Below are 18,336 nucleotides of genomic sequence, written 5' to 3' on the forward strand. Positions count from 1 at the left end.
AGCCCGCGCCGCCTCCGCACCGCTTCACTGCCTCATGTCCTCGCCGCATAGCTTCCTCATGTCCTCGTCGCCGTGGCGAGGTGGACGGTCATCGCGCACGGAATCCGTCCGTCCGGCAGGGCCAATTCCGCCGACTCCGCCGCGAAACGGGATCGCAGGTCGGCCCGTACGTCCGGGTCGAGCGGACCGAGATCGTAGAAGCCGCTCACCGTCGCCCAGACCTGCTCCGGCGATCCCGTCAGGTCGATCCGGACGGTCTCCCACGCCACGGGCCCGAATCCGGCCGGGCCGAACACCGCGTCCCACCCCTCGCGGGTCCGCAGCCGCCGGTCGCCGAGCGACGGGATCTGCTGTTCCGCCGGCGCCGCCCGGAACAACGGCCGGGCCAGCCGAAGAAACTCCCCGTACGCCTCCGTCCCGCCGTCCGCCGCACCGCCACCCAGCACGACCGCCAGCGTGCCGCCCGGCTCCAGCACCCGCGCCAACTCGGCCGCGACCTGCTCCGCTTCGCCCATCAGCATCAGTGCCATGTGCGAGACGACACCGTCGAACCGGGCGGCGGAGAAGGGCAGTTGCTGGGCCCGCGCGGCACACAGCGCGGCCGGCCCGAGTCCCGGCCGGCGGCGTGCCAGCGCCAGCTCCTCCGCGGACAGATCCACCCCGGCGAGCACGGTTCGCGGCGGTCCACTCGTGGCCAGGAGTTCCAGCAGCAGTCCGTCGCCGCACCCGAGGTCCAGCACCCGGGTGCACCCCGGCACCCGGTCCCGGAGCAGCTCGTAACTGGAACGGCCGTCCGCCGACCGCCCACGGGCCATCGCCCGGGTCGTCACGGCGGGGTGCGTCGCGTGAAAGGCCCGCAGAAAAGCTTCCTGAACCGTCGCCATCCGCCGATCGTAGGAGCAACGACCCCGCCCCGCCGCACGATCGCACGACCGCGTACTCGCGTGGTTGCGTACTCGCGCACTCGCTCCGGTGGTTGCCCTCCACCGGTCTCCGGTGGTTACTCCTCCGCCGGGCACTCCTGCAGGGCCCAGCCGTTTCCGTCCGGGTCGCTGAAGTAGACGAACGAGTTCCAGGCCCCGCCGGGCCCCTCCGCCATCGCCCCGTCCTCGACGTGCTGCACGGGGCCGGCCGGCACACCCCGCGCCACCAATTCCGCGCGGGCCGCGGCGATGTCGGACACCACCAGCTGCAACCCCTGCACCGACCCGGGTGGCACCGCCGTGACCCCGGCTCCCGCTCCGATCACGATCGAGCAGCCCGAGCCCGGCGGCGTCAGCTGGACGATGCGCGCCTCGTCCCCGACGCACATGTCGTGATCGACGACGAAGCCCATCTGCTCGCTGTAGAAGCGCTTCGCCCGCTCCACGTCCGACACCGGTACGGGCACCAGCTCAAGCTTCCAGTCCATCGCGCGCCGCCCTTCCGTACGGACGACGGCCCCGCTCGGCGACCGTCGACTCCGGCCTTTGTCGCGCTCCCCAAATTCTAGGGAGCGGCCGGCTCCTGCGCCCCATGGAGGCCCCATGGAAGGACCCACGGAAGGACCCACGGAACGCCCCACAGAAGGTGGCGTCGACCGGAAGCAGCCGCCGCACCATTGACGGAGTGAGCACTCACTCCGTACGTTCTTCGTATGCCACCACAAGCCAGTCAGCCCCGTCGTCGCGCGCCCGGGATGAGCGTGGAGCAGCGGCGGGCCATGATCGTGGCCGCCGCGCTGCCGCTCGTGGCGGAGTACGGGGCGGCCGTCACCACCAGCCAGATCGCCCGCGCCGCCGGCATCGGGGAGGCGACGATCTTCCGCGCCTTCAAGGACAAGGACGAGGTGCTCGACGCCTGCGTCGCCGAGGCGGTCGGCACGGACCACGTCCTGCGCGAACTCGCCACGGTCTCCCTCGACGAGCCGCTCGACGTCCGCCTCACCGAGGCCGCCGAGGCCCTGCGCGCCCATATGGAGCGGATGGGTACCGTCGTCGGCGCCCTGCACGCCTCGGGCCACCTCCGCCCCGGCCGGGGCGGCCCGGCCGGTCAGGGCGGCCCGGACGGCCCGGACGGCAGGGGTGGCCGAGATGGCGGGGGTGGTCGGGACGAGGGGCGGGACGGTCAGCACGGTGCCGGGCCGCCGCCCGACGCCCGGGCGCGGTCCTTCGTCGCGCTGCGCGACGCGGTCGTCGAGCTGATCGAACCGGACCGCGACGCCTGCCGCCTCAGCCCCGAGAAGGTCGCCACCGCCTTCCTCGGACTGCTCTTCACCCGGCTCCACACCGCGGCACCGGGCGCCGAGGCCCCGCTCTCCCCCGAAGAACTCATCGCCGTACTTCTGCACGGCAGCCTCAAGCCCCCCGGGAGTGACCGATGACCGTGACCCTCAACCACACCATCGTTCCGGCCGCCGACCACCGCGCGGCCGCCCACTTCTTCGCCTCGCTCATGGGACTGCCGGAGCTTCCGCCGGCCGGCCGCCTGGGCCATTTCGCGCCGGTCCGCGTGAACGAGTCCCTCACCCTCGACTTCATGACCGTGCCCGACGCCCAGGGCCACCACCTCGCCTTCGACGTCGACCCCCAGACCTTCGACGGCATCCTCGCCCGCATCGAGTCGGCCGGCGTCGCCTACGGCAACGACCCCGCCACCCCCGACAACGGCCGTATCGACCACCCCCTGTGTGCCCGCGGGCTGTTCTTCCGCGATGCTTCCGGCAACCTCTACGAGGTCATGTCCCCCGCGTAGCCCTCCCCCGTTTCTGCGACGGAACCCGCCGCCCCCGCACGTCCGCCGGCATGTCCGCCGGAACGCCCGCTGGGGCGTCGGCTGGGACTCCGCCGGGGCGCTCAGCCGTTGACGAAGGTCATGCTCACCTCGTCGTAGCGTGTGCCGGCGACCCGGGCGGCGGGGGCCGCGGCGTCTATCGCGGCCAGCTCGTCGGCGGACAGTTCGACCGCGAGGGCGCCGAGGTTCTCCTCCAGGTACTTCTGCCGGCGGGTACCGGGGATCGGCACCACGTCGTCGCCGCGGTGCTGCACCCAGGCCAGGGCGAGCTGTCCGGCGCTGACGCCCTTGTCGGCGGCGAGTTCGTCCAGCTTCTCGACGATGGCGAGGTTCTGCTCCAGATTGCCGTCGGCGAAGCGGGGCTGGGTGCGGCGTACGTCGGACTCCGGCAGCCCCTCCACCGAGGTGTACCGGCCGGTCAGGAAGCCGCGCCCGAGGGGCGAGAACGGCACCAGCCCGATGCCGAGTTCGCGGCACACCGGCACGATCTCCTGCTCCAGGTCGCGGGTCCACAGCGACCATTCGCTCTGCAGCGCGGCGATGGGGTGCACGGCATGCGCCCGCCGCAGCGTCGCCGCGCCCGCCTCGGACAGTCCGAGGTACCGCACCTTGCCTGCCTCGACCAGTTCGGCCATCGCGCCGACGGTCTCCTCGATCGGCACCTGCGGGTCGACGCGGTGCTGGTAGTAGAGGTCGATGTGGTCGACCCCGAGCCGGCGCAGCGAGGCGTCGCACGCCTGCCGTACATAGGCGGCGTCACCACGGATCAAGGTCGGCTGACCGAGCTCGTTGGCGAACCCGAACTTCGTGGCCAGCACCACCTCGTCCCGCCGGCCCGCGATGGCCCGGCCGATCAGCTCCTCGTTGTGGCCGGCGCCGTAGAAGTCGGAGGTGTCCAGCAGGCTGACGCCGAGGTCGAGCGCGCGGTTGAGGGTCGCGATCGACTGCTCGTCGTCCGATTCCCCGTAACCGTGACTCATCCCCATGCAACCGAGGCCCTGGGCGGAAACCACCAGCTCGCCGAGCTTGCGGGTAGGAATGTTGGTCGTGGTCATTGCTTCTGGCACCTCCTGGACCGGGCCTCTCCCGGAATCCTTCAGAACGCTAGGAGTTGAAGCGCACTCCACGTCAACTCGTCGTGGAGTAAGGGCGGTGACCTGGGCGCGTGAAACGTGAAAGGGGTACGTGAGGTGGCTACGTGCGGTGCGCCTGCGGTTGTCAGGCGGTTCCGGCGGGCGTCAGTCGGTCGTGTCGCCCGCTATCGCCCGCAGCGCCCGGCAGTGGTCGGCGAAGGCGGCCCGGCCGCCGGCGGTCAGCGCCAGCCAGGTGCGGGGGCGCTTGCCGACATAGCCCTTGGTGACGGCGACGTAGCCGGCCTTCTCCAGGGTGGCGACCTGTTTCGACAGCACCGAGTCGCTCACCTCGACGGTGTCGCGGACGAAGGCGAACTCCGCCTTGTCGGCGGCGGCCAGCGTCGCCACGATGGAGAAGCGCACCGGCGCGTGGATCACCTCGTCCAGCCCGTGACGCGGATGGCTCCCCTGTATCGGTGCGGTCACCGCCTGGCCTCCATGTAGCCGCCTATCAGCCCGGGAAGGGCCACCACCAGTGCGCCGGGCAGCCACCACGCCACGGCGCCCTGGAACCAGATGGTGCCAGGCACCAGGACCCCGGCGTACAGCAACCCCCAGGTGAGGATCATGCCGGCATGCCACCGCCCGAACCCCCGCCGGGCGACGCGCTGTCGGGCCGAGTAGACCGACAGCCCGGCGACGACCACACCCCAGAAGCCGATGCCGATCGCCACCCCGTACGGATGCTCCAGCAGCCCGATCACGAGGACCACGACCGCGGCCGCGCAGCCGTAGATCACTTGGTAGCGCACGTACCACTTCGCACCGTCGCGCACCGTCGAACTCAGCTCCCGTGCGCGGGCCAGTGCGGCCGCCGCCTCCTCGGCCGCGTATGCCTGCTCCGCCATGCCAGTCCCCCCTGACTGTTCGTCGGGTACCCCCGACCCTTCCCCTCGCCGGGCATCCGTCGGGCCTTCGCCGTCCCGGCTCCGCCGCCCGCCCTGCTCCCGGCCTTGTGCGTTCATCGTGACAAGTACTTTCCAATCCGGCAAGTATTTTCCGTTCATTCGTTCGGCGGATGTGCGTGCGCGGCGGCTCGGGCGGCGGCTCGGGCCTGTGCGCGGCACCGCAGCTCAGGTACTGTTGCGGTCCCAGCAGTGGACCGACCGAGGAGGTGAGACCGATTCCCCGCCAGATCAGGCAGGCGCTTCCGTCTCACGCCGGTGCGGTGCACCCGATGCAGGTGACCGTCCGGCAGGCGTGATCCGGGAAGCGCCCTCGGCGTCCCGAAAGGCTCACATGCCGTCACGTCCCAAGCAGTCGTCCCGGATGTCTCCCCCTCACCTGCCGTCCCACGTGTCACCCGCCCCCCACCGCCCCGCGGTCGCTTCCCCCGCCCCCGCTTCCTCCTCCGCGCCCCCTGCCTCTCCTCCCGCTCCCGCACCGTCAGATCCGCTTCCCCTCTCCGTCCTCGTGGACCGGCTGCGCGCGGCGGGCTGCGTCTTCGCCGAGGACGAGGCGGAGCTGCTGCTCGCCACCGCGCGTACGCCGGATGAACTCGCCGCCATGACGGAGCGGCGGATCGCCGGTCTGCCGCTGGAACACGTCCTCGGCTGGGCGGAGTTCGACGGGTTGCGGATCGCCGTGGATCCGGGGGTCTTCGTGCCGCGCCGCCGCACCGAATTCCTCGTGGGCCAGGCCGTCGGCCTCGGACGCCGGGCCGACCGCCGGCCCCCGCGGCCCGCGGTCGTCGTCGACCTGTGCTGCGGCTCCGGCGCGGTGGGCGCCGCGCTGGCCACCGCACTGGGACGGGTCGAGCTGTACGCGGCCGACATCGAGCCCGCCGCGGTGCGCTGCGCCCGCCGTAACATCACCCCCCTGGGAGGGACGGTCCACGAAGGCGACCTGTTCGACCCGCTGCCCACCGGGCTCCGCGGCCGTGTCGACATCCTGGTGGCCAACGTCCCCTACGTACCGACCGAAGAGGTCGGGCTGCTGCCCCCGGAGGCACGCGAGTACGAGCCACTGGTGGCGCTCGACGGCGGCACGGACGGCCTCGACGTACTGCGGCGGGTCACCGCGGTGGCGGCCCGGTGGCTGGCACCCGGTGGTCATCTGCTCGTCGAGACGAGCGAACGGCAAGCCCCCCTGGCCGTCGCGGAGTTCACCCGCCGCGGGCTGCTCCCCCGGGTGGCCGCCTCCGACGAGCTGTACGCGACGGTCATCATCGGCAGCCGGCCGGAGGGGACGGATCACACGACGGCGAGTCCCAGCCCGTAGTACGTCACCGTGTAGTCACCGACGTCCTGCGCCTCGCTTCCGAGCAGCAGGCCCTCCGGGCCGGCCACCCCCTCCGCGCGGGCCGTCGCCACGACCGTCTCCGCCAGCGCGCGGGCCGCCGGCTCCCCCGGGCCGCCCGCGTCGATGCGCCACCGCGGGTCGAAGGTGTCCGGCCAGGTGTCACGGCTGCGGGGGTGCTCGTCGACGGTGCCCCAGCCGAACGAGGCCGGATCGAGGTCGTCTTCCGCGTAGGAGGCGACCATCAGGGGGTCGTCGGCATCGATGTCGAACAGGCAGGGCGCGCTGCCGCCCACCCGGCCGTAGAGCCGCATGACCTTGGCGATGCCGAGCGCGGCGCACTCGGCGGGCAGCGTGGCGAAGAAGGCGGTGAGCGCGTCGGTCGCGGTCTCCCAGCTCCGCGCCGACCAGCGGCCGGGGAGGCCGAGGCCGGTGTTGGCGGGGCACCTCCGGGTGCCGAGGAAGCCGCTGATCGCGTGTTCCTCACCGTGTCCGAGGCTCCCCAGCCATGCCTCGATCGGGGCGGTGGGCTCGAGGACGAGCTCCGGTCCGTGGTGGCCCGCGCGCAGTTCGAGGGTGTCCGGGGAGCCCCGCCAGCGGAGGAACGGCGCGCCCCAGGACGGCGTGGAGCCGTGGTAGGGCCCCAGGGTCCCGTAGGAGCCGATGATCGACGGCTCGCCGAGCGCGTCGGTGAGCTCGTCCTTCGCCGCGCGGAAGGCGCGGGCCTGACTGGCGGCGTCCGGTGTTGCGGTCGCCACGGGCACCGCCAGTTCCAGATACGCCTCCTTCTCGACGTACCGCTCCTCGGACGGCCCGACCGGGCGCAGCCTCGGGCTCCCGGCGGACGGACCGCCGGCGGTGCGGTCCCGTCGGCCCAGTTGCTCGACGAGGGCGCGGGCGCCGTCCGCGCGCCAGCCGCCGGTCTCCGCGGCGCGGAGCCGACGGGCGAGATCGGCCAGCGGTTCGCCCGTGAGGGTGGGGTGGGGATCGGTCATGGGGCGATTGTTCCGCAGGCCCTCGGATCCCCGACCCCTCGGATCCCCGAGTCCCCGGCTCCCCCGCTCCCCCGCTCCCGCGCTCGGCTGCTCCCCGCCCGATGCCCGTCGCGCTTTCCCCGGTGGGGGTGGGCGGGGAACTTCCGCCGTGCCGCCGGGCGTTCAGTCGGTGACGGAGGGTGTGGAGCCGGTCACCGAACGGGTTGATCCGGTGGCCGGTGGCGTGGGGAGGTGGTAGTCGAAGGTGTAGGCGACGGACGGTTCGCCCTGCCTGGCGGTGTAGCTGCCGGTGCCGCCGAGGCCGGCCAGCTCGCCGGTGCCCGATCCCGCGACGACCTCGAAGGCGCAGTGCACGGTGCCTTCGGCGTCGAAGCCGCCGCGTTCCTCGACGGCGAAGGCGCCCTCGCGCCCGTCGAGGCTGCCGGCGAGTACCTGCATACCGGTGAACGTGCCGGTCTTGTCCGTGCGATAGACGATGACGTACTCGCAGGTGGTTCCGGGGGCCGTGATGCCGCCGGAGTAGGCGTTGGTGACGGAGGCGCAGGCGAGGGTGGGGCTCGCCTCACCCGGACTGACGGTGCGCTCCTCCCAGTTGGCGAAGGTGAAGTGGCCGGTGGTGCGCGTGGGCATGGGTGTCCTCTCGGTGAACGGTGCGGTGACCGGGCTTCCGTCCGGGCCTCCCGTACGGCGTGTGCGACCAGCCTGGGTGCCGTACCTGACATCTCCTGTCAGGTACGCGGGACAATGGCCCCATGCGTGCCGACCGGCTCCTCTCCCTGCTTCTGCTGCTCCAGAATCGCGGCCGGATGACCGCCCCGGAGCTCGCCGCCGAGCTGGAGGTGTCCGTCCGTACCGTCTACCGGGACATCGAGGCGCTCGGCGCGTCGGGTGTCCCGGTCCGTGCCGACCGCGGACCGGCGGGCGGCTACTGCCTGATGGACGGGTACCGCACGCGGCTGACCGGCCTGACCGACGCCGAGGCCGGTTCGCTCTTCCTCTCCGGGATGCCGGGCCCGGCGCAGGACCTGGGCCTCGGCGCGGTGCTGGCGTCCGCTCAGCTGAAGGTGCAGGCGGCCCTGCCCGCCGAACTGGCCGACCGGGCACGGCTGGTGCGGGACCGGTTCCACCTGGACGCACCGGCCTGGTTCCGGGACGCCGAGCCGGTTCCGTATCTGGCGGCCGTCGCCGGGGCGGTGTGGGAGCAGCGCGTGCTGCGCGTCCACTACCGGCGGTGGGGCGGCGAGGTGCACCGGGAGCTGCGTCCGCTCGGCATCGTCCTGAAGGGCGGGATCTGGTACGTGGTGGCGCTCGCGGACGGGACCGTGCGGACGTACCGGATCGCGCGGGTGCTGGCTGTGGAGGCGACCGGGGAGGGCTTCGAGCGGCCGGCCGATTTCGCCCTCGCCGCCTACTGGGCGGGGTCCTCGCAGCGTCTGACGGCCGCGCTCCATCAGGACACCGCGCGGCTGCGGATCTCACCTCGCGCGCAGCGGCTGCTGCCCATGTACTTCGGCGCAGCGGGCACCCGCGCCCTCCAGGACGCCGGGCCGGCGGACCCCGGGGGCTGGGTGTCGGTGGAGCTGCCGGTGGAGGGGCCCGCCGTCGCGGTCGGTGATCTGCTCCGGCTGGGCGTCGAGGCGGAGGTGCTCGGACCGCCCGCGTTGCGCGAGGCCGTGACCGCGGCGGTGGCCGAACTGGCGCAGCGCTACACGGCCGCGCCCTGACCGGCCGCCGCGACATCCGCAACCCTCATCACCATCACCATCGCCATCACCACCAACAACACAACACCCAGCACCCAGCACCCAGCACCCAGCACCCAGGGTGTACACGTCAGAGGCGCGGTGCCGGTGGGCGGAACACTGCTCCCGTCACGGGGCGAGCTGCGTGGCGGGGCGGATGCGGCCGCGGTCGAGCGTCACGACCTCGTCGGCGGCGGCCAGCCCCGACCGCTCATGGGTGACCAGCAGCGTGGTGCGGCCGCGGGTGGCGTCGAGGATGTCGGCGAGCACCGCGGCGGCGGTTTCCGGGTCGAGCCCCTCGGTGGGTTCGTCCAGGACGAGCACCGGCGGATCGGCGAGCAGCGCGCGGGCCAGGAGCAGCCGCCCGCGCTGGCCGCCCGACATCGTGGCGCCGTCCCCGCCGAGGAGGGTGTCCCAACCGTCGGGCAGCGACTCGATCCAGTCCAGGAGCCGGGCCCTGCGGGCGACTTCGCGCAGGTCGGCGTCCGTGGCCCCGGGGCGGGCCAGCCCCAGGTTGGCGCGGATCGTGGTGTGGAAGACGTGGGCGTCCTGGGTCATGCCGGTGATCACCCGGCGGACGTCGGCGGCCGCGCAGTCGCGCAGTTCGCGCCCGCCGACGCGGATGCTGCCGGCCTCGTACGGAACGAACCGCAGCAGCGCCGCGAGCAGTGTCGACTTGCCGGACCCGCTGGCGCCGCGCAGCACGACCCGGTGGCCGGGCGGCAGCCGCAGGCTCACCCCGTCCAGGGCCGGGGGGCCACCGGGGCGGTGGCGCACCCGCAGGTCGGTGATCTCCACGCCGAGCGGCTCGCCGGTGGGGAGCGGGACCGGGGCGGGCGGGTCGATGACCGGGGGCGGCGTGTCGAAGAGGTCGGCCAACCGGCCTGCGGAGGCCCGCACTTCGGCGAGGTGGCGGGCGGCCGCGGGCAGCGGCGCGAGGGCCTCGAAGGAGACCAGCGCGAGGACCGCGAGGACGGTGAGGTGCACGGCGGGCAGCGCACCGGCGGCGTGCGCGCGCAGCGCGAGCCAGGTGACACCGGCCGTCGCCGCGCCCTGGAGCAGCAGCACGACGGCCGAGGCCAGGGACGTGGTCAGGGCCTGCCGGCGTTCCAGCGCGGCGATCCGGGCGGAGGCGCGGCGGGCCCGCTCGTGGGCGCGCCCCTGGGCTCCGTACGCGACGAGGTCCGCCGCCCCCTGGGTCACGTCCAGGAGGGCGGCGGCGAGTTCGGCGCGGGCCGTCTTCTCCGCGCGGCCCGCACGGTGCGAGAGCCGGAGCACCAGGGCGGGCACGACGAGCCCGGCCACGGCCAGCAGCGGCCCCAGCAGGGCAGCCGCCGTCGGCAGCAGCACCATGGCCGTCGCGGTGCCGGCCGCGGCGACCGCGCAGCCGGCCGCGACCGGGATCAGGACGCGCAGCAGCAGGTCCTGTACGGCGTCCACGTCGTCGACGAGGCGGGTCAGCAGGTCGCCGCCGCGGAACGCGGGGGTGCCCGCGGGAGCGAGCGGCACCAGCGCCTCGTAGACCCGGGTGCGGAAGCCCGCGACGGCCCGCAGCACGCCGTCGTGGCCGAGGAGCCGGTCGCCGTAGCGGAGCGCGCCGCGCGCGAGGGCCAGCGCGCGTACGGCGACGATCGCGACGCTCACCGAAGCGAGCGGCGGCTGTTCGGCGGCGCGGGTGATCAGCCAGGCGGCGGTGGCCGTCAGCGCGGCGGCGGACAGCTCGCTCCCCGCAGCGGCGAGCGCGGCGGGCAGCAGCCTGCGCCAGTACCGGAGGAGGTGGCGCAGGAGCCGAACGGTGGGCGGTCCCTGACCGGTCATGAGGCCACCAGCCCTTCGGTGACCGCCGGCCGGGAGACGGCCGGGCCGCCGGCGCGCAGGGTGATGATCCGGTCGGCGTGGGGCAGCAGGCTCGTACGGTGGGCGACCACGACCGAGGTGCGGCCGCGCATCAGGTCGACGGTGGCGCGGGTGACGGCGGCCTCGCTCCCGGGGTCGAGGTGGGCAGTCGGTTCGTCGAGGAGCAGTACGGGGGCGTCCTTGAGGAACGCCCGGGCCAGGGCGATCCGTTGGCGCTGACCGGCGGACAGCCCGGCGCCGCGCTCGCCGAGCACCGTGGCGTACGCCCCCGGCAGTTCCTCGATGAAGTGGTCGGCCGCGGCGGCGCGGGCCGCCTGCCGCACCTCGGCGTCGCTCGCGTCGGGGCGTCCGAGGCGGATGTTGTCCGCGACGGACGCGGCGAACAGGTGCGGGCGCTGCGGCACCCACGCCACCTGGGCGCGCCACGCGTCGGGGTCGAGGCGGGCGAGGTCGGTGCCGTCGGCCGTGACACGCCCCGACGCCGGGGTCACGAAGCCGAGGAGCAGCGCCAGGAGGGTGGACTTGCCCGCACCGCTCGGGCCGACCACGGCCAGGTGCTCGCCGGGCCGGACGGACAGGGAGACGCCCCGCAGAGCGGGCGCGGTGCGTCCCGGGTAGTGGACCGTGACCCCGTCGAGGCGCAGCCGCGCCGTGCGGGCGAGGAGCGCGGGGGCGCGGCCGGCGGCGCGCGCCCGGGGCGTGCCCTCGGGCCCGGGCCCCTGACCGTCCTTGAGCCCCTCGCGGCCGGGCCCCTGACCGCCCTTGAGTCCCTCGGGGTCGTCGAGGAGCGCGAAGACTCGTTCGGCCACCGCGATGCCCTCGGCGCTGTCGTGGAAGGCCGCGCCCGCCGCGCGCAGCGGCAGATACGCCTCGGGCGCGAGGAACAGGACGACCAGCGCCGTACGCAGGTCCGTCCCGCCGCCGAGCAGCCGCAGCCCGACCGGGACGGCGACCAGCGCCACCGAGAGGGTGGCGGCCGTCTCCAGGACGAAGGAGGAGAGGAACGCCACCCGCAGCGTGCGCAGGGTGGCCCTCCGGTGGGCGTCGGCCATCTCGCGCACCACTCGGGTCTGGTGCCGCTCGCGGCCGAACGCGCGCAGCGTCGGCAGTCCGGCCACCACGTCCAGGAAGTGACCACCCAGCCGCGCCAGCAACCGCCACTGCCGGGCGGTGCGCCGGGCGGTGTGCAGGCCGACCAACGCCCCGAATACGGGGATCAGCGGCAGCGTCACGACGATGATCAGGGCCGACGTCCAGTCGGTCCACACCAGCCAGCCGACAACCGTGAGGGGCACCACCGCGGTGGCCGTCATCGTGGGCAGGTAGCCGACGACGTACGGGTCCAGGGCGTCGAGGCCGCGGGTGAGCAGCGTCGCCGTCTCGCCGTGGCGGCCGGCCGCCAGCCGCAGGGGGCCGGCGAGCCCCAGCCGGCCGGTGATCCGGTCCCGCAGCGTGCGTTTGGCGTCGGCCGCGGCGCGCTGCGCGAGCACCCCGCGGGCCCAGGCCGGCAGCGCGCGCAGCGCCATGACGGCGGCCAGGGCCACCAGCGGCGCGGCCCGGAACGCGGGCCCGGCGAAGCCGTCCGCGAGGACCGTCGCCAGCAGGCTCGCCTGGGCGACGACGAGCCCCGCGCCCAGCAGCGTCAGTGCGGCGGAGTACGCCATGTGGCGGCGCAGCAAGGGCAGTTCGCGGATCAGGCGGCGTTCGACCGGTTTCATCCCGGAGTCCCTCCCGTGGGTTCCGCGGTTCAGAAGTAACGGGGGTGACGGCGGCCCGTCCGCCCCCGGAAGGCCCACCAGCTCCACGTCTGATACGCCAGGATCACCGGGATCACGACGACCCCGAACACGGAGAGGATCTTCAGTGTGGCGTCGTCGGTCACCGCCTCCCCAAGCGTCAGCCCGGTGCCCGCCGGGCTGATCAGGACGTACGGGTAGTGGCCGGCCCCCACGAGCAGGACGGGCAGCGCGGTCGCGCAGCAGGTGGCCGTGAACGCCCGGACGTGGTGCCCGCGGGTCAGCCACCACCAGGCACCGGCGAGCGCCGCCGCGAGCAGGACGGCGAGGACCGCCGAGGTCATGCGGTTCGTCATCGCGGCCCCCGCCCCGAAGAGCGTCAGCAGCAGCGGGAGGGCGCCCATGGCGGCGGCCGCACGCAGCAGACCGGCGCCCCGTCGCCGCGCCACGGCCGCGAGTTCGGGGGCCGAGCGCAGCGCGACGAAGGCCGCCCCGTGCGCCGCGAAGAGCAGTGCGGTGGTCACGCCGCAGGCCAGCACGAACGGGGTGAGAACGTCCCCGGGCCCGATGTGGAAGGTCCCGTCGGGGCGCCGCGGCACGCCGTGCAGCAGCAGGCCCAGGACGCAGCCCCAGCACAGGGCGGGCAGCGCACCGCCGAACACGATCAGGGCGTCCCAGCACCGGCGGCCGCGGGCGCCGCGGGCGCGGCCGCGCAACTGGACCGCGGCGTTGCCGAGGACCAGGCCGGCGAGGATCGCCACGATCAGCGGGTACAGGCCGGGCAGGAGGCTGCCTTCCAGGTGCGGGAAGGCCCCGAACAGGACGCCGGCGAAGGCGACCAGCCAGACCTCGTTGCCGAGGAAGAACGGGGCGATGGCCTCCAGGGCGGGGCTCCGGCCGGTCTCCCGGCCGGAGCCCCGTTCGGCCCGGGTGTCGCCGAGGAAGGGGTGCAGCATCTGTGCGCCGTAGTCGTATCCGCCGAGCACGAAGTACCCGGCGAGCAGCAGGCCGAGAAGGGCCAGCCAGGCCGTCTCCAGGCCCATGTCACTCAACTCCTTCGGTTCAAAGGCCGGTTCGGACGATGCAGAGGGCGGGTCCGGAACGCCGGTTCAGAAGGCCGGGACCGGCTGCTTGTCGTCGGCGCCGCCCCCGGGGCTCCCGGGCAGGTCGTCGGGGAGCGGCTCGGTGGCGCCGAGCTGGGTGGCGTCCGGGCCGCGTACGGCGAAGCGCGTGATCAGGGTCCAGTTGGTCGCCGCCAGGGCGAGGAAGATCGCGATGAACAGGGCGCAGGAGAAGACCAGCGAGGACCTGCTGACGTGGGAGAGGGCGTCTTCGACCGTCAACCGGCCGTAGACCAGCCAGGGTTGGCGTCCGACCTCCCGCACGACCCAGCCGCCGACGGAGGCGACGAAGGTGAACGGGATCATCGCGGTCATCAGGTAGGCCATCGGGCGCCGGCGCACCAGCCGGTCCTTCCACAGCAGGACGACCGCGACGAGGGTGAGGGTGGAGACGGTGTTGCCGATGATCGACATCGTGTTCATCGACAGGTGGATCCAGCCCTCGGGCGGTACGTAGTCGCCCGGCCCGTGCTGTGCGACGAGCCGGCGCTGCACCTCGGCGACGCCGGAGTCCGTCAGGACGGCGTACTTCATGGGCTGCGTCCGTTCGATGACCGGCATCTGCATCTGGCCGATGACGACGACGAAGAAGGAGGCGAGCATGGACACCCAGGTGCCCAGCCGCAGCGAGCCGCGGAACAGCTCGGTCTCCTCGGTGCCGCGGGCGAAGTGCCAGGCGCTGATGCCGAGCAGGAAGACGCCGCCGGTGGTGAGCGCGGCGAGCGTGATGTGGGCGAGGGCGACCAGGGCGCTGGAGTTGGTGAGCAGCGCCGCGAAGTCGGTCAGGTAGGCGGCGCCGTCGCGCACGGCGTAGCCGACGGGGTGCTGCATGAAGCCGTTGGCGATCAGGATCCAGAACCCGGAGGCGTAGGCGGTCAGGGCGACCAGCCAGATGAGCGTGACGTGCACGCCGCGGTGCAGGCGGCCCCAACCGAAGATCCACATGCCGAGGAAGGTGGACTCGGCGAAGAAGGCGATGAGGGTTTCCAGTGCCAGCGGGGCACCGAAGACATTGCCCGCGAACTTGCTGAGGCCGCTCCAGCTGAGCCCGAACTGGAACTCCATGACCAAGCCGGTGACGATGCCGACCGCGTAGTTGATGACGTAGAGCTGGCCCCAGAAGCGGGTCATGCGCTCCCGGACGGCTCTCCTGGCGGGATCACGGGTGAACACCGCCCGGGTGTGCATGAGCGCCACGAGCGGGACGAGCCCCATGGTGAGGATCACGAACAGCCAGTGGATGCCGGTCGTGGCCGCGAACTGCAGTCGGGCCAGATCCACAGCGCTCATGAGGCGACCTTCCTGGGGCGGGGGCAGCGGGACGACGGACGGGTCCGGAACGGCCTGCGATTCCCCCGCCGGGACCGACCGTAGGGAGAGTTGCTCATGCGTTCCAAGACCGGTTTCGTCATGTGAAGATGACCCTGAAGGCATAAGCGAAGGTGAATCGTGGATCTGCTGCAGTTGCGCTACTTCCAGGCCGTCGCCCGTTACGAGCACATCAGCCGCGCCGCGGAGGAATTGCGCGTCGCGCAGCCCTCACTCAGCCGCACCCTCGCGCGCCTGGAGGCCGAGCTCGGCTCCCCGCTCTTCGACCGGGAGGGCCGCCGCATCCGCCTCAACCAGTACGGCGCGATGTTCCTGCGCCACGTCGACCGCGCGCTGCGCGAGCTCGACGACGGCCGCCGGGCCCTGCGCGACGCCCGTGACACCGGGCTCGGCCGGGTCGGCGTCGCCTCCGAGACCCTCCTGACGATCACTCACCTCCTCGGCAGCTTCCGGGCCGCCCACCCCCGAGCCGACGCCCGGCTCTTCCAGTCGACCGCGGCGGAAATGAGCCGCCAACTGCGCGTCGGCGAGGTCGACTTCTGCGTGGCCTCGCAGCCGCTGACCGGTGCGAACCTCGCCTCGATCGAGCTCGCCCGCGAGGAGGTGCTGCTCGCGGTTCCGCCCGGGCACCGGCTCGACGGACGGGAGCGCGTGACGATCCCCGAACTCGCCGACGAGCCCTTCGTCAGCACGCGCCAGGGGCACTGGCAGCGCGCCCTCCTCGACCGGCTGTTCGCGGCCGAGGGGCTCACTCCGCTGGTGTCGTGCGAGGGCGACGAACCGGGCGCCAGCCAGGACATGATCAGCGCGGGCCTCGGCATCGGCCTCATCCCGGCGATCTCCCGCCGGGCCGGTACGGAGACCCGGGTCCCGGTCGCCTGGGTGCACGTCGACGCGCCCGACTGCCACCGGGTGCTCACCCTGGTGTGGAACCGCGACGCCTACCTGTCCGAAGCCGCCCTGAAGTTCCGCGAGTTCACCACCAGCAGGCCGTTCATGACGCACCGCCTGCCCGCCCCGCACCAGGAGCGCGCCCACGATCCGGCCGACACCCCCTAGCGCGCCGCGGCGACGGCGGAGCCAGACGCAAGCAAACAATCTGTTCACAACAATTCGTTGACAACAAGGAGTGCGCCGACCCATCCTGGCCGCATGACGCCGACTCCCGAGCAGTCCGCCAGCCCCTTCACGCCCCCGCACCCGGACCAGGCGCGGGTGCACCGCGTCTACGCGTCCCTGTTCCGCATCTCCGAGCGGCACGCGGCCACCGACGAGCAACGCCGACGCCAGGTCCACCCCTCCGCCCTCGGGCCGCACGAAGCCATCAGGCTCGTGTCGTTCCTGCTCAGCGGGGCCGCGCAGCTCGACGACGGGGAGCCGGAGGTGGACCACGCCGACATCACCGCCGCGCTGAGCCTGGTACCGCGGGCACGCGGGGACATGGACGAACTGGAGGCCGGACTCCTCCAGATGGCCCGGGGCCGCGGCATGACCTGGCCGGAGATCGCCTTCAGCCTCGGGCTCGGCACTCCGCAAGCCGCCAGGCAGCGCTATGAACGCCTGGTGGCCCGTACCGCCGCCGAGGGGGAGCAGGAGGGCCGCGACGGAACCCGGACGTGAGGGGGCGGGGGTTCGCCGTGGCGTCCCACTCACGCCCAGGAGTCCGGGTGATCGCTCGACCGCGCCGCTGACCTGCGCCTTCGGCGCTAAGTCACACTTTTGCTAGCGCTTGCTTGCAATAGTTAGCACGAGCAGGCACCATCGAGTACATGGCATCACTCAACGTCGGCAATCTCGGCGAGTTCCTGCGGGAGCAGCGGCGCACCGCGCAGCTGAGCCTGCGGCAGCTCGCGGATGCCGCCGGGGTGTCGAACCCGTACCTCAGCCAGATCGAGCGCGGCTTGCGCAAGCCGAGCGCGGAGATCCTGCAGCAGCTCGCCAAGGCACTGCGGATATCCGCCGAGACGCTCTACGTCCAGGCCGGAATCCTGGACGAGCGGCACGGGCTGGACGGGGCCGCGGTGCAGACCGCGATACTCACCGACCCGGCGCTGAACGAGAGGCAGAAGCAGGTCCTGCTGCAAATCTACGAGTCCTTCCGCAAGGAGAACGGGCTGGTCGGTGGCGGCGAGGACAGCGCTGCGAGCGGGCATGAGAACGAACCGGGCACCGTGTCCGGACCATCCGGTACGGACTCCCCCGAGACAGAGGCCGACGACGGCCCGCACGCCACCTGAGCAACCGATTCCGTTTCCAGGAGGAACCACGTCATGGCCATCAACCCCGATGACCTCCGCAAGGCTCTGACCGACGCGACCCCGCTGTACGCCCTGGCCGGCACCGTCGACCTGGCCGCCGAGAAGCTCGGCGAGGTGCCGCAGATCGTCGAGAAGATCCGGACCGAGGCGCCCAAGCGCTTCGAGTCCGTGCGCAGCACCGACCCCAAGGACGTCCAGGCGCTGGTCACCAAGCAGGCCAAGGACGCCCAGGAGAAGCTGGGCGAGCTGCTGGAGTCGCTCGACGGCGACTTCAAGAAGTTCCGTGACCAGGCGCAGGAGCTGGCGCTGCAGGGCGTCGGCCGGGTCGCCGAGACCGCGGTGCGGGCCCGCGAGGGCTACGAGGAGCTGGCCGAGCGCGGTCGGGGCGCGGTCGCGACCTGGCGCGGCGAGGCCGCCGACCAGGTCGAGGACCTCGCGGTGGCGATCGAGCCGGAGCCCGCGCCGAAGCCGGCGAGCAAGCCCGCCCCGCGCACCGGCGCCGCCAACGGCACGAAGACGCAGACCAAGTCCACCCCCGCCACCCCGGCCAAGCCGGCCGCGGCGAAGAAGCCCGTCGCGCAGCGCAAGCCGGCGCCGGGCCCGGCGAAGAAGAGCACCCCGCCGTCCGCGAAGTGAGCCGGCTCACGGTTCGCTGAGGACATCGGATTCACCGGACGGGCCGGGCACACTTGACGTGCCCGGCCCGTTGTCCGGGTACGGTGGGCCGGACGGACGGCGGACCGCCGTGGCGGACCGGAAACGACACGACTGACGAACGGGCGGTGGCCGGCGGTGCTGATCTACGGGTTCCAGAACCTTCTGAGCTGGGCACAGCTCGTCCTGGGCATCTATGCCGCCGTGATGCTGATCGATGCGGCCGTGCGCCGCGAGGACGCCTACCGCGCCGCGAGCAAGCAGAGCAAGGGCATGTGGCTGATCTTCCTCGCCCTCGCCACCGCGCTGCTGTTCATCCTGCCGATCATGTCGTTCCTGCCGGTCATCGGCGTGATCGCGGTGATCGTCTACACCGTCGACGTGCGACCGGCGCTGCGCGAGGTCAGTGGCGGCGGGCGCGGCCCGCGGCGCGGCGGCGGCTCCAGCTCGGACGGGCCGTACGGGCCGTACAACGGCGGACGCTGAGCCGCACCGGTCTGC

20 protein-coding genes are annotated in these 18,336 nt (G+C 73.2%); 9 read left to right on the forward strand and 11 right to left on the reverse strand.

Features of this window, described 5'->3' with window-relative positions:
* Positions 1-56: 56 nt before the first annotated feature.
* Positions 57-884, reverse strand: a complete 828-nt coding sequence (locus tag SL103_RS32815) for a class I SAM-dependent methyltransferase (RefSeq protein WP_069572580.1) — start codon at positions 882-884, stop codon at positions 57-59.
* 116 nt (positions 885-1,000) lie between these two features.
* Positions 1,001-1,411: a VOC family protein gene (locus SL103_RS32820; protein WP_069572581.1), complete on the reverse strand. Its 411-nt coding sequence runs from the start codon at positions 1,409-1,411 to the stop codon at positions 1,001-1,003.
* Positions 1,412-1,702: 291 nt separating this feature from the next.
* Between SL103_RS32820 and SL103_RS32825 the strand changes: the two genes are divergently transcribed.
* Together SL103_RS32825 and SL103_RS32830 are read left to right on the forward strand one after the other, a co-directional pair.
* Positions 1,703-2,362 carry a TetR/AcrR family transcriptional regulator gene (locus SL103_RS32825; RefSeq protein WP_079146103.1) on the forward strand — a complete coding sequence of 220 codons (660 nt, stop codon included), beginning with the start codon at positions 1,703-1,705 and terminating at the stop codon, positions 2,360-2,362.
* A complete protein-coding gene (locus SL103_RS32830) occupies positions 2,359-2,733 on the forward strand; it encodes a VOC family protein (protein WP_069572583.1) in 375 nt (124 codons plus the stop codon). Before SL103_RS32825 ends, SL103_RS32830 begins: the two co-directional genes overlap by 4 nt.
* A gap of 101 nt (positions 2,734-2,834) precedes the next feature.
* Here SL103_RS32830 and SL103_RS32835 read toward each other — a convergent pair whose 3' ends face one another.
* From SL103_RS32835 to SL103_RS32845, 3 genes are all read right to left on the reverse strand, one after another.
* Positions 2,835-3,827, reverse strand: coding sequence for an aldo/keto reductase (locus SL103_RS32835; RefSeq protein ID WP_069572584.1), 993 nt, complete (start codon positions 3,825-3,827; stop codon positions 2,835-2,837).
* A 183-nt stretch (positions 3,828-4,010) separates the two neighbouring features.
* A complete protein-coding gene (locus SL103_RS32840; protein ID WP_069572585.1) occupies positions 4,011-4,331 on the reverse strand; it encodes a winged helix-turn-helix domain-containing protein in 321 nt (106 codons plus the stop codon).
* The gene (locus SL103_RS32845; RefSeq protein ID WP_069572586.1) at positions 4,328-4,753 is read right to left on the reverse strand and encodes a hypothetical protein; all 426 of its coding nucleotides are present in this window, start codon (positions 4,751-4,753) and stop codon (positions 4,328-4,330) included. The genes SL103_RS32840 and SL103_RS32845 overlap by 4 nt, the downstream gene beginning before the upstream one ends.
* A gap of 421 nt (positions 4,754-5,174) precedes the next feature.
* On the opposite strand from SL103_RS32845, the gene SL103_RS32850 reads away from it, so the two are divergent.
* On the forward strand, positions 5,175-6,125 hold the full coding sequence (locus tag SL103_RS32850) for a putative protein N(5)-glutamine methyltransferase (RefSeq protein ID WP_079146104.1): 951 nt from the start codon (positions 5,175-5,177) through the stop codon (positions 6,123-6,125).
* Here SL103_RS32850 and SL103_RS32855 read toward each other — a convergent pair.
* A complete protein-coding gene (locus SL103_RS32855) occupies positions 6,098-7,138 on the reverse strand; it encodes a hypothetical protein (protein WP_069572588.1) in 1,041 nt (346 codons plus the stop codon). The two genes, SL103_RS32850 and SL103_RS32855, sit on opposite strands and share 28 nt — an antisense overlap.
* Before the next feature lie 162 nt (positions 7,139-7,300).
* A complete protein-coding gene (locus SL103_RS32860; RefSeq protein WP_069572589.1) occupies positions 7,301-7,768 on the reverse strand; it encodes a DUF3224 domain-containing protein in 468 nt (155 codons plus the stop codon).
* Between the two features lie 122 nt (positions 7,769-7,890).
* Between SL103_RS32860 and SL103_RS32865 the strand changes: the two genes are divergently transcribed.
* Positions 7,891-8,862: a helix-turn-helix transcriptional regulator gene (locus tag SL103_RS32865; RefSeq protein ID WP_069572590.1), complete on the forward strand. Its 972-nt coding sequence runs from the start codon at positions 7,891-7,893 to the stop codon at positions 8,860-8,862.
* A 147-nt stretch (positions 8,863-9,009) separates the two neighbouring features.
* On the opposite strand, the gene cydC is transcribed toward SL103_RS32865, so the two are convergent.
* The 4 genes from cydC to SL103_RS32885 form a co-directional block, all read right to left on the reverse strand.
* Positions 9,010-10,698 carry a thiol reductant ABC exporter subunit CydC gene (gene cydC / locus SL103_RS32870; RefSeq protein WP_069572591.1) on the reverse strand — a complete coding sequence of 563 codons (1,689 nt, stop codon included), beginning with the start codon at positions 10,696-10,698 and terminating at the stop codon, positions 9,010-9,012.
* Complete coding sequence (gene cydD, locus SL103_RS32875) at positions 10,695-12,455, reverse strand: thiol reductant ABC exporter subunit CydD (protein ID WP_069572592.1); 1,761 nt, start codon at positions 12,453-12,455, stop codon at positions 10,695-10,697. The genes cydC and cydD overlap by 4 nt, the downstream gene beginning before the upstream one ends.
* A gap of 29 nt (positions 12,456-12,484) precedes the next feature.
* A complete protein-coding gene (locus SL103_RS32880) occupies positions 12,485-13,516 on the reverse strand; it encodes a cytochrome d ubiquinol oxidase subunit II (RefSeq protein ID WP_079146105.1) in 1,032 nt (343 codons plus the stop codon).
* A 66-nt stretch (positions 13,517-13,582) separates the two neighbouring features.
* Positions 13,583-14,884 carry a cytochrome ubiquinol oxidase subunit I gene (locus SL103_RS32885; protein ID WP_069572593.1) on the reverse strand — a complete coding sequence of 434 codons (1,302 nt, stop codon included), beginning with the start codon at positions 14,882-14,884 and terminating at the stop codon, positions 13,583-13,585.
* Positions 14,885-15,043: 159 nt separating this feature from the next.
* Between SL103_RS32885 and SL103_RS32890 the strand changes: the two genes are divergently transcribed.
* The 5 genes from SL103_RS32890 to SL103_RS32910 all read left to right on the forward strand — a co-directional run bounded on the left by SL103_RS32890 (position 15,044) and on the right by SL103_RS32910 (position 18,321).
* Positions 15,044-15,982: a LysR family transcriptional regulator gene (locus SL103_RS32890; RefSeq protein ID WP_069572594.1), complete on the forward strand. Its 939-nt coding sequence runs from the start codon at positions 15,044-15,046 to the stop codon at positions 15,980-15,982.
* Positions 15,983-16,075: 93 nt separating this feature from the next.
* The gene (locus SL103_RS32895) at positions 16,076-16,543 is read left to right on the forward strand and encodes a DNA-binding protein (RefSeq protein WP_069572595.1); all 468 of its coding nucleotides are present in this window, start codon (positions 16,076-16,078) and stop codon (positions 16,541-16,543) included.
* A gap of 149 nt (positions 16,544-16,692) precedes the next feature.
* The gene (locus SL103_RS32900) at positions 16,693-17,160 is read left to right on the forward strand and encodes a helix-turn-helix domain-containing protein (protein ID WP_069572596.1); all 468 of its coding nucleotides are present in this window, start codon (positions 16,693-16,695) and stop codon (positions 17,158-17,160) included.
* 33 nt (positions 17,161-17,193) lie between these two features.
* Positions 17,194-17,817 (forward strand): hypothetical protein, encoded by a 624-nt coding sequence (locus SL103_RS32905; protein ID WP_069572597.1) that lies wholly within the window; start codon positions 17,194-17,196, stop codon positions 17,815-17,817.
* A 156-nt stretch (positions 17,818-17,973) separates the two neighbouring features.
* The gene (locus SL103_RS32910) at positions 17,974-18,321 is read left to right on the forward strand and encodes a DUF2516 family protein (protein ID WP_069572598.1); all 348 of its coding nucleotides are present in this window, start codon (positions 17,974-17,976) and stop codon (positions 18,319-18,321) included.
* Positions 18,322-18,336: the final 15 nt, after the last annotated feature.

Origin of the sequence: Streptomyces lydicus (assembly GCF_001729485.1) — a bacterium.
GTDB lineage: Bacteria > Actinomycetota > Actinomycetes > Streptomycetales > Streptomycetaceae > Streptomyces > Streptomyces lydicus_D.

Coding starts and splice junctions, on each gene's coding strand:
- SL103_RS32815 (WP_069572580.1), bottom strand. CDS start 884: ATGGCGACGGTTCAGGAAGCTTTTCTGCGGGCCTTTCACGCGACGCAC.
- SL103_RS32820 (WP_069572581.1), bottom strand. CDS start 1,411: ATGGACTGGAAGCTTGAGCTGGTGCCCGTACCGGTGTCGGACGTGGAG.
- SL103_RS32825 (WP_079146103.1), top strand. CDS start 1,703: ATGATCGTGGCCGCCGCGCTGCCGCTCGTGGCGGAGTACGGGGCGGCC.
- SL103_RS32830 (WP_069572583.1), top strand. CDS start 2,359: ATGACCGTGACCCTCAACCACACCATCGTTCCGGCCGCCGACCACCGC.
- SL103_RS32835 (WP_069572584.1), bottom strand. CDS start 3,827: ATGACCACGACCAACATTCCTACCCGCAAGCTCGGCGAGCTGGTGGTT.
- SL103_RS32845 (WP_069572586.1), bottom strand. CDS start 4,753: ATGGCGGAGCAGGCATACGCGGCCGAGGAGGCGGCGGCCGCACTGGCC.
- SL103_RS32850 (WP_079146104.1), top strand. CDS start 5,175: ATGTCTCCCCCTCACCTGCCGTCCCACGTGTCACCCGCCCCCCACCGC.
- SL103_RS32855 (WP_069572588.1), bottom strand. CDS start 7,138: ATGACCGATCCCCACCCCACCCTCACGGGCGAACCGCTGGCCGATCTC.
- SL103_RS32860 (WP_069572589.1), bottom strand. CDS start 7,768: ATGCCCACGCGCACCACCGGCCACTTCACCTTCGCCAACTGGGAGGAG.
- SL103_RS32865 (WP_069572590.1), top strand. CDS start 7,891: ATGCGTGCCGACCGGCTCCTCTCCCTGCTTCTGCTGCTCCAGAATCGC.
- cydC (WP_069572591.1), bottom strand. CDS start 10,698: ATGACCGGTCAGGGACCGCCCACCGTTCGGCTCCTGCGCCACCTCCTC.
- cydD (WP_069572592.1), bottom strand. CDS start 12,455: ATGAAACCGGTCGAACGCCGCCTGATCCGCGAACTGCCCTTGCTGCGC.
- SL103_RS32880 (WP_079146105.1), bottom strand. CDS start 13,516: ATGGGCCTGGAGACGGCCTGGCTGGCCCTTCTCGGCCTGCTGCTCGCC.
- SL103_RS32885 (WP_069572593.1), bottom strand. CDS start 14,884: ATGAGCGCTGTGGATCTGGCCCGACTGCAGTTCGCGGCCACGACCGGC.
- SL103_RS32895 (WP_069572595.1), top strand. CDS start 16,076: ATGACGCCGACTCCCGAGCAGTCCGCCAGCCCCTTCACGCCCCCGCAC.
- SL103_RS32900 (WP_069572596.1), top strand. CDS start 16,693: ATGGCATCACTCAACGTCGGCAATCTCGGCGAGTTCCTGCGGGAGCAG.
- SL103_RS32905 (WP_069572597.1), top strand. CDS start 17,194: ATGGCCATCAACCCCGATGACCTCCGCAAGGCTCTGACCGACGCGACC.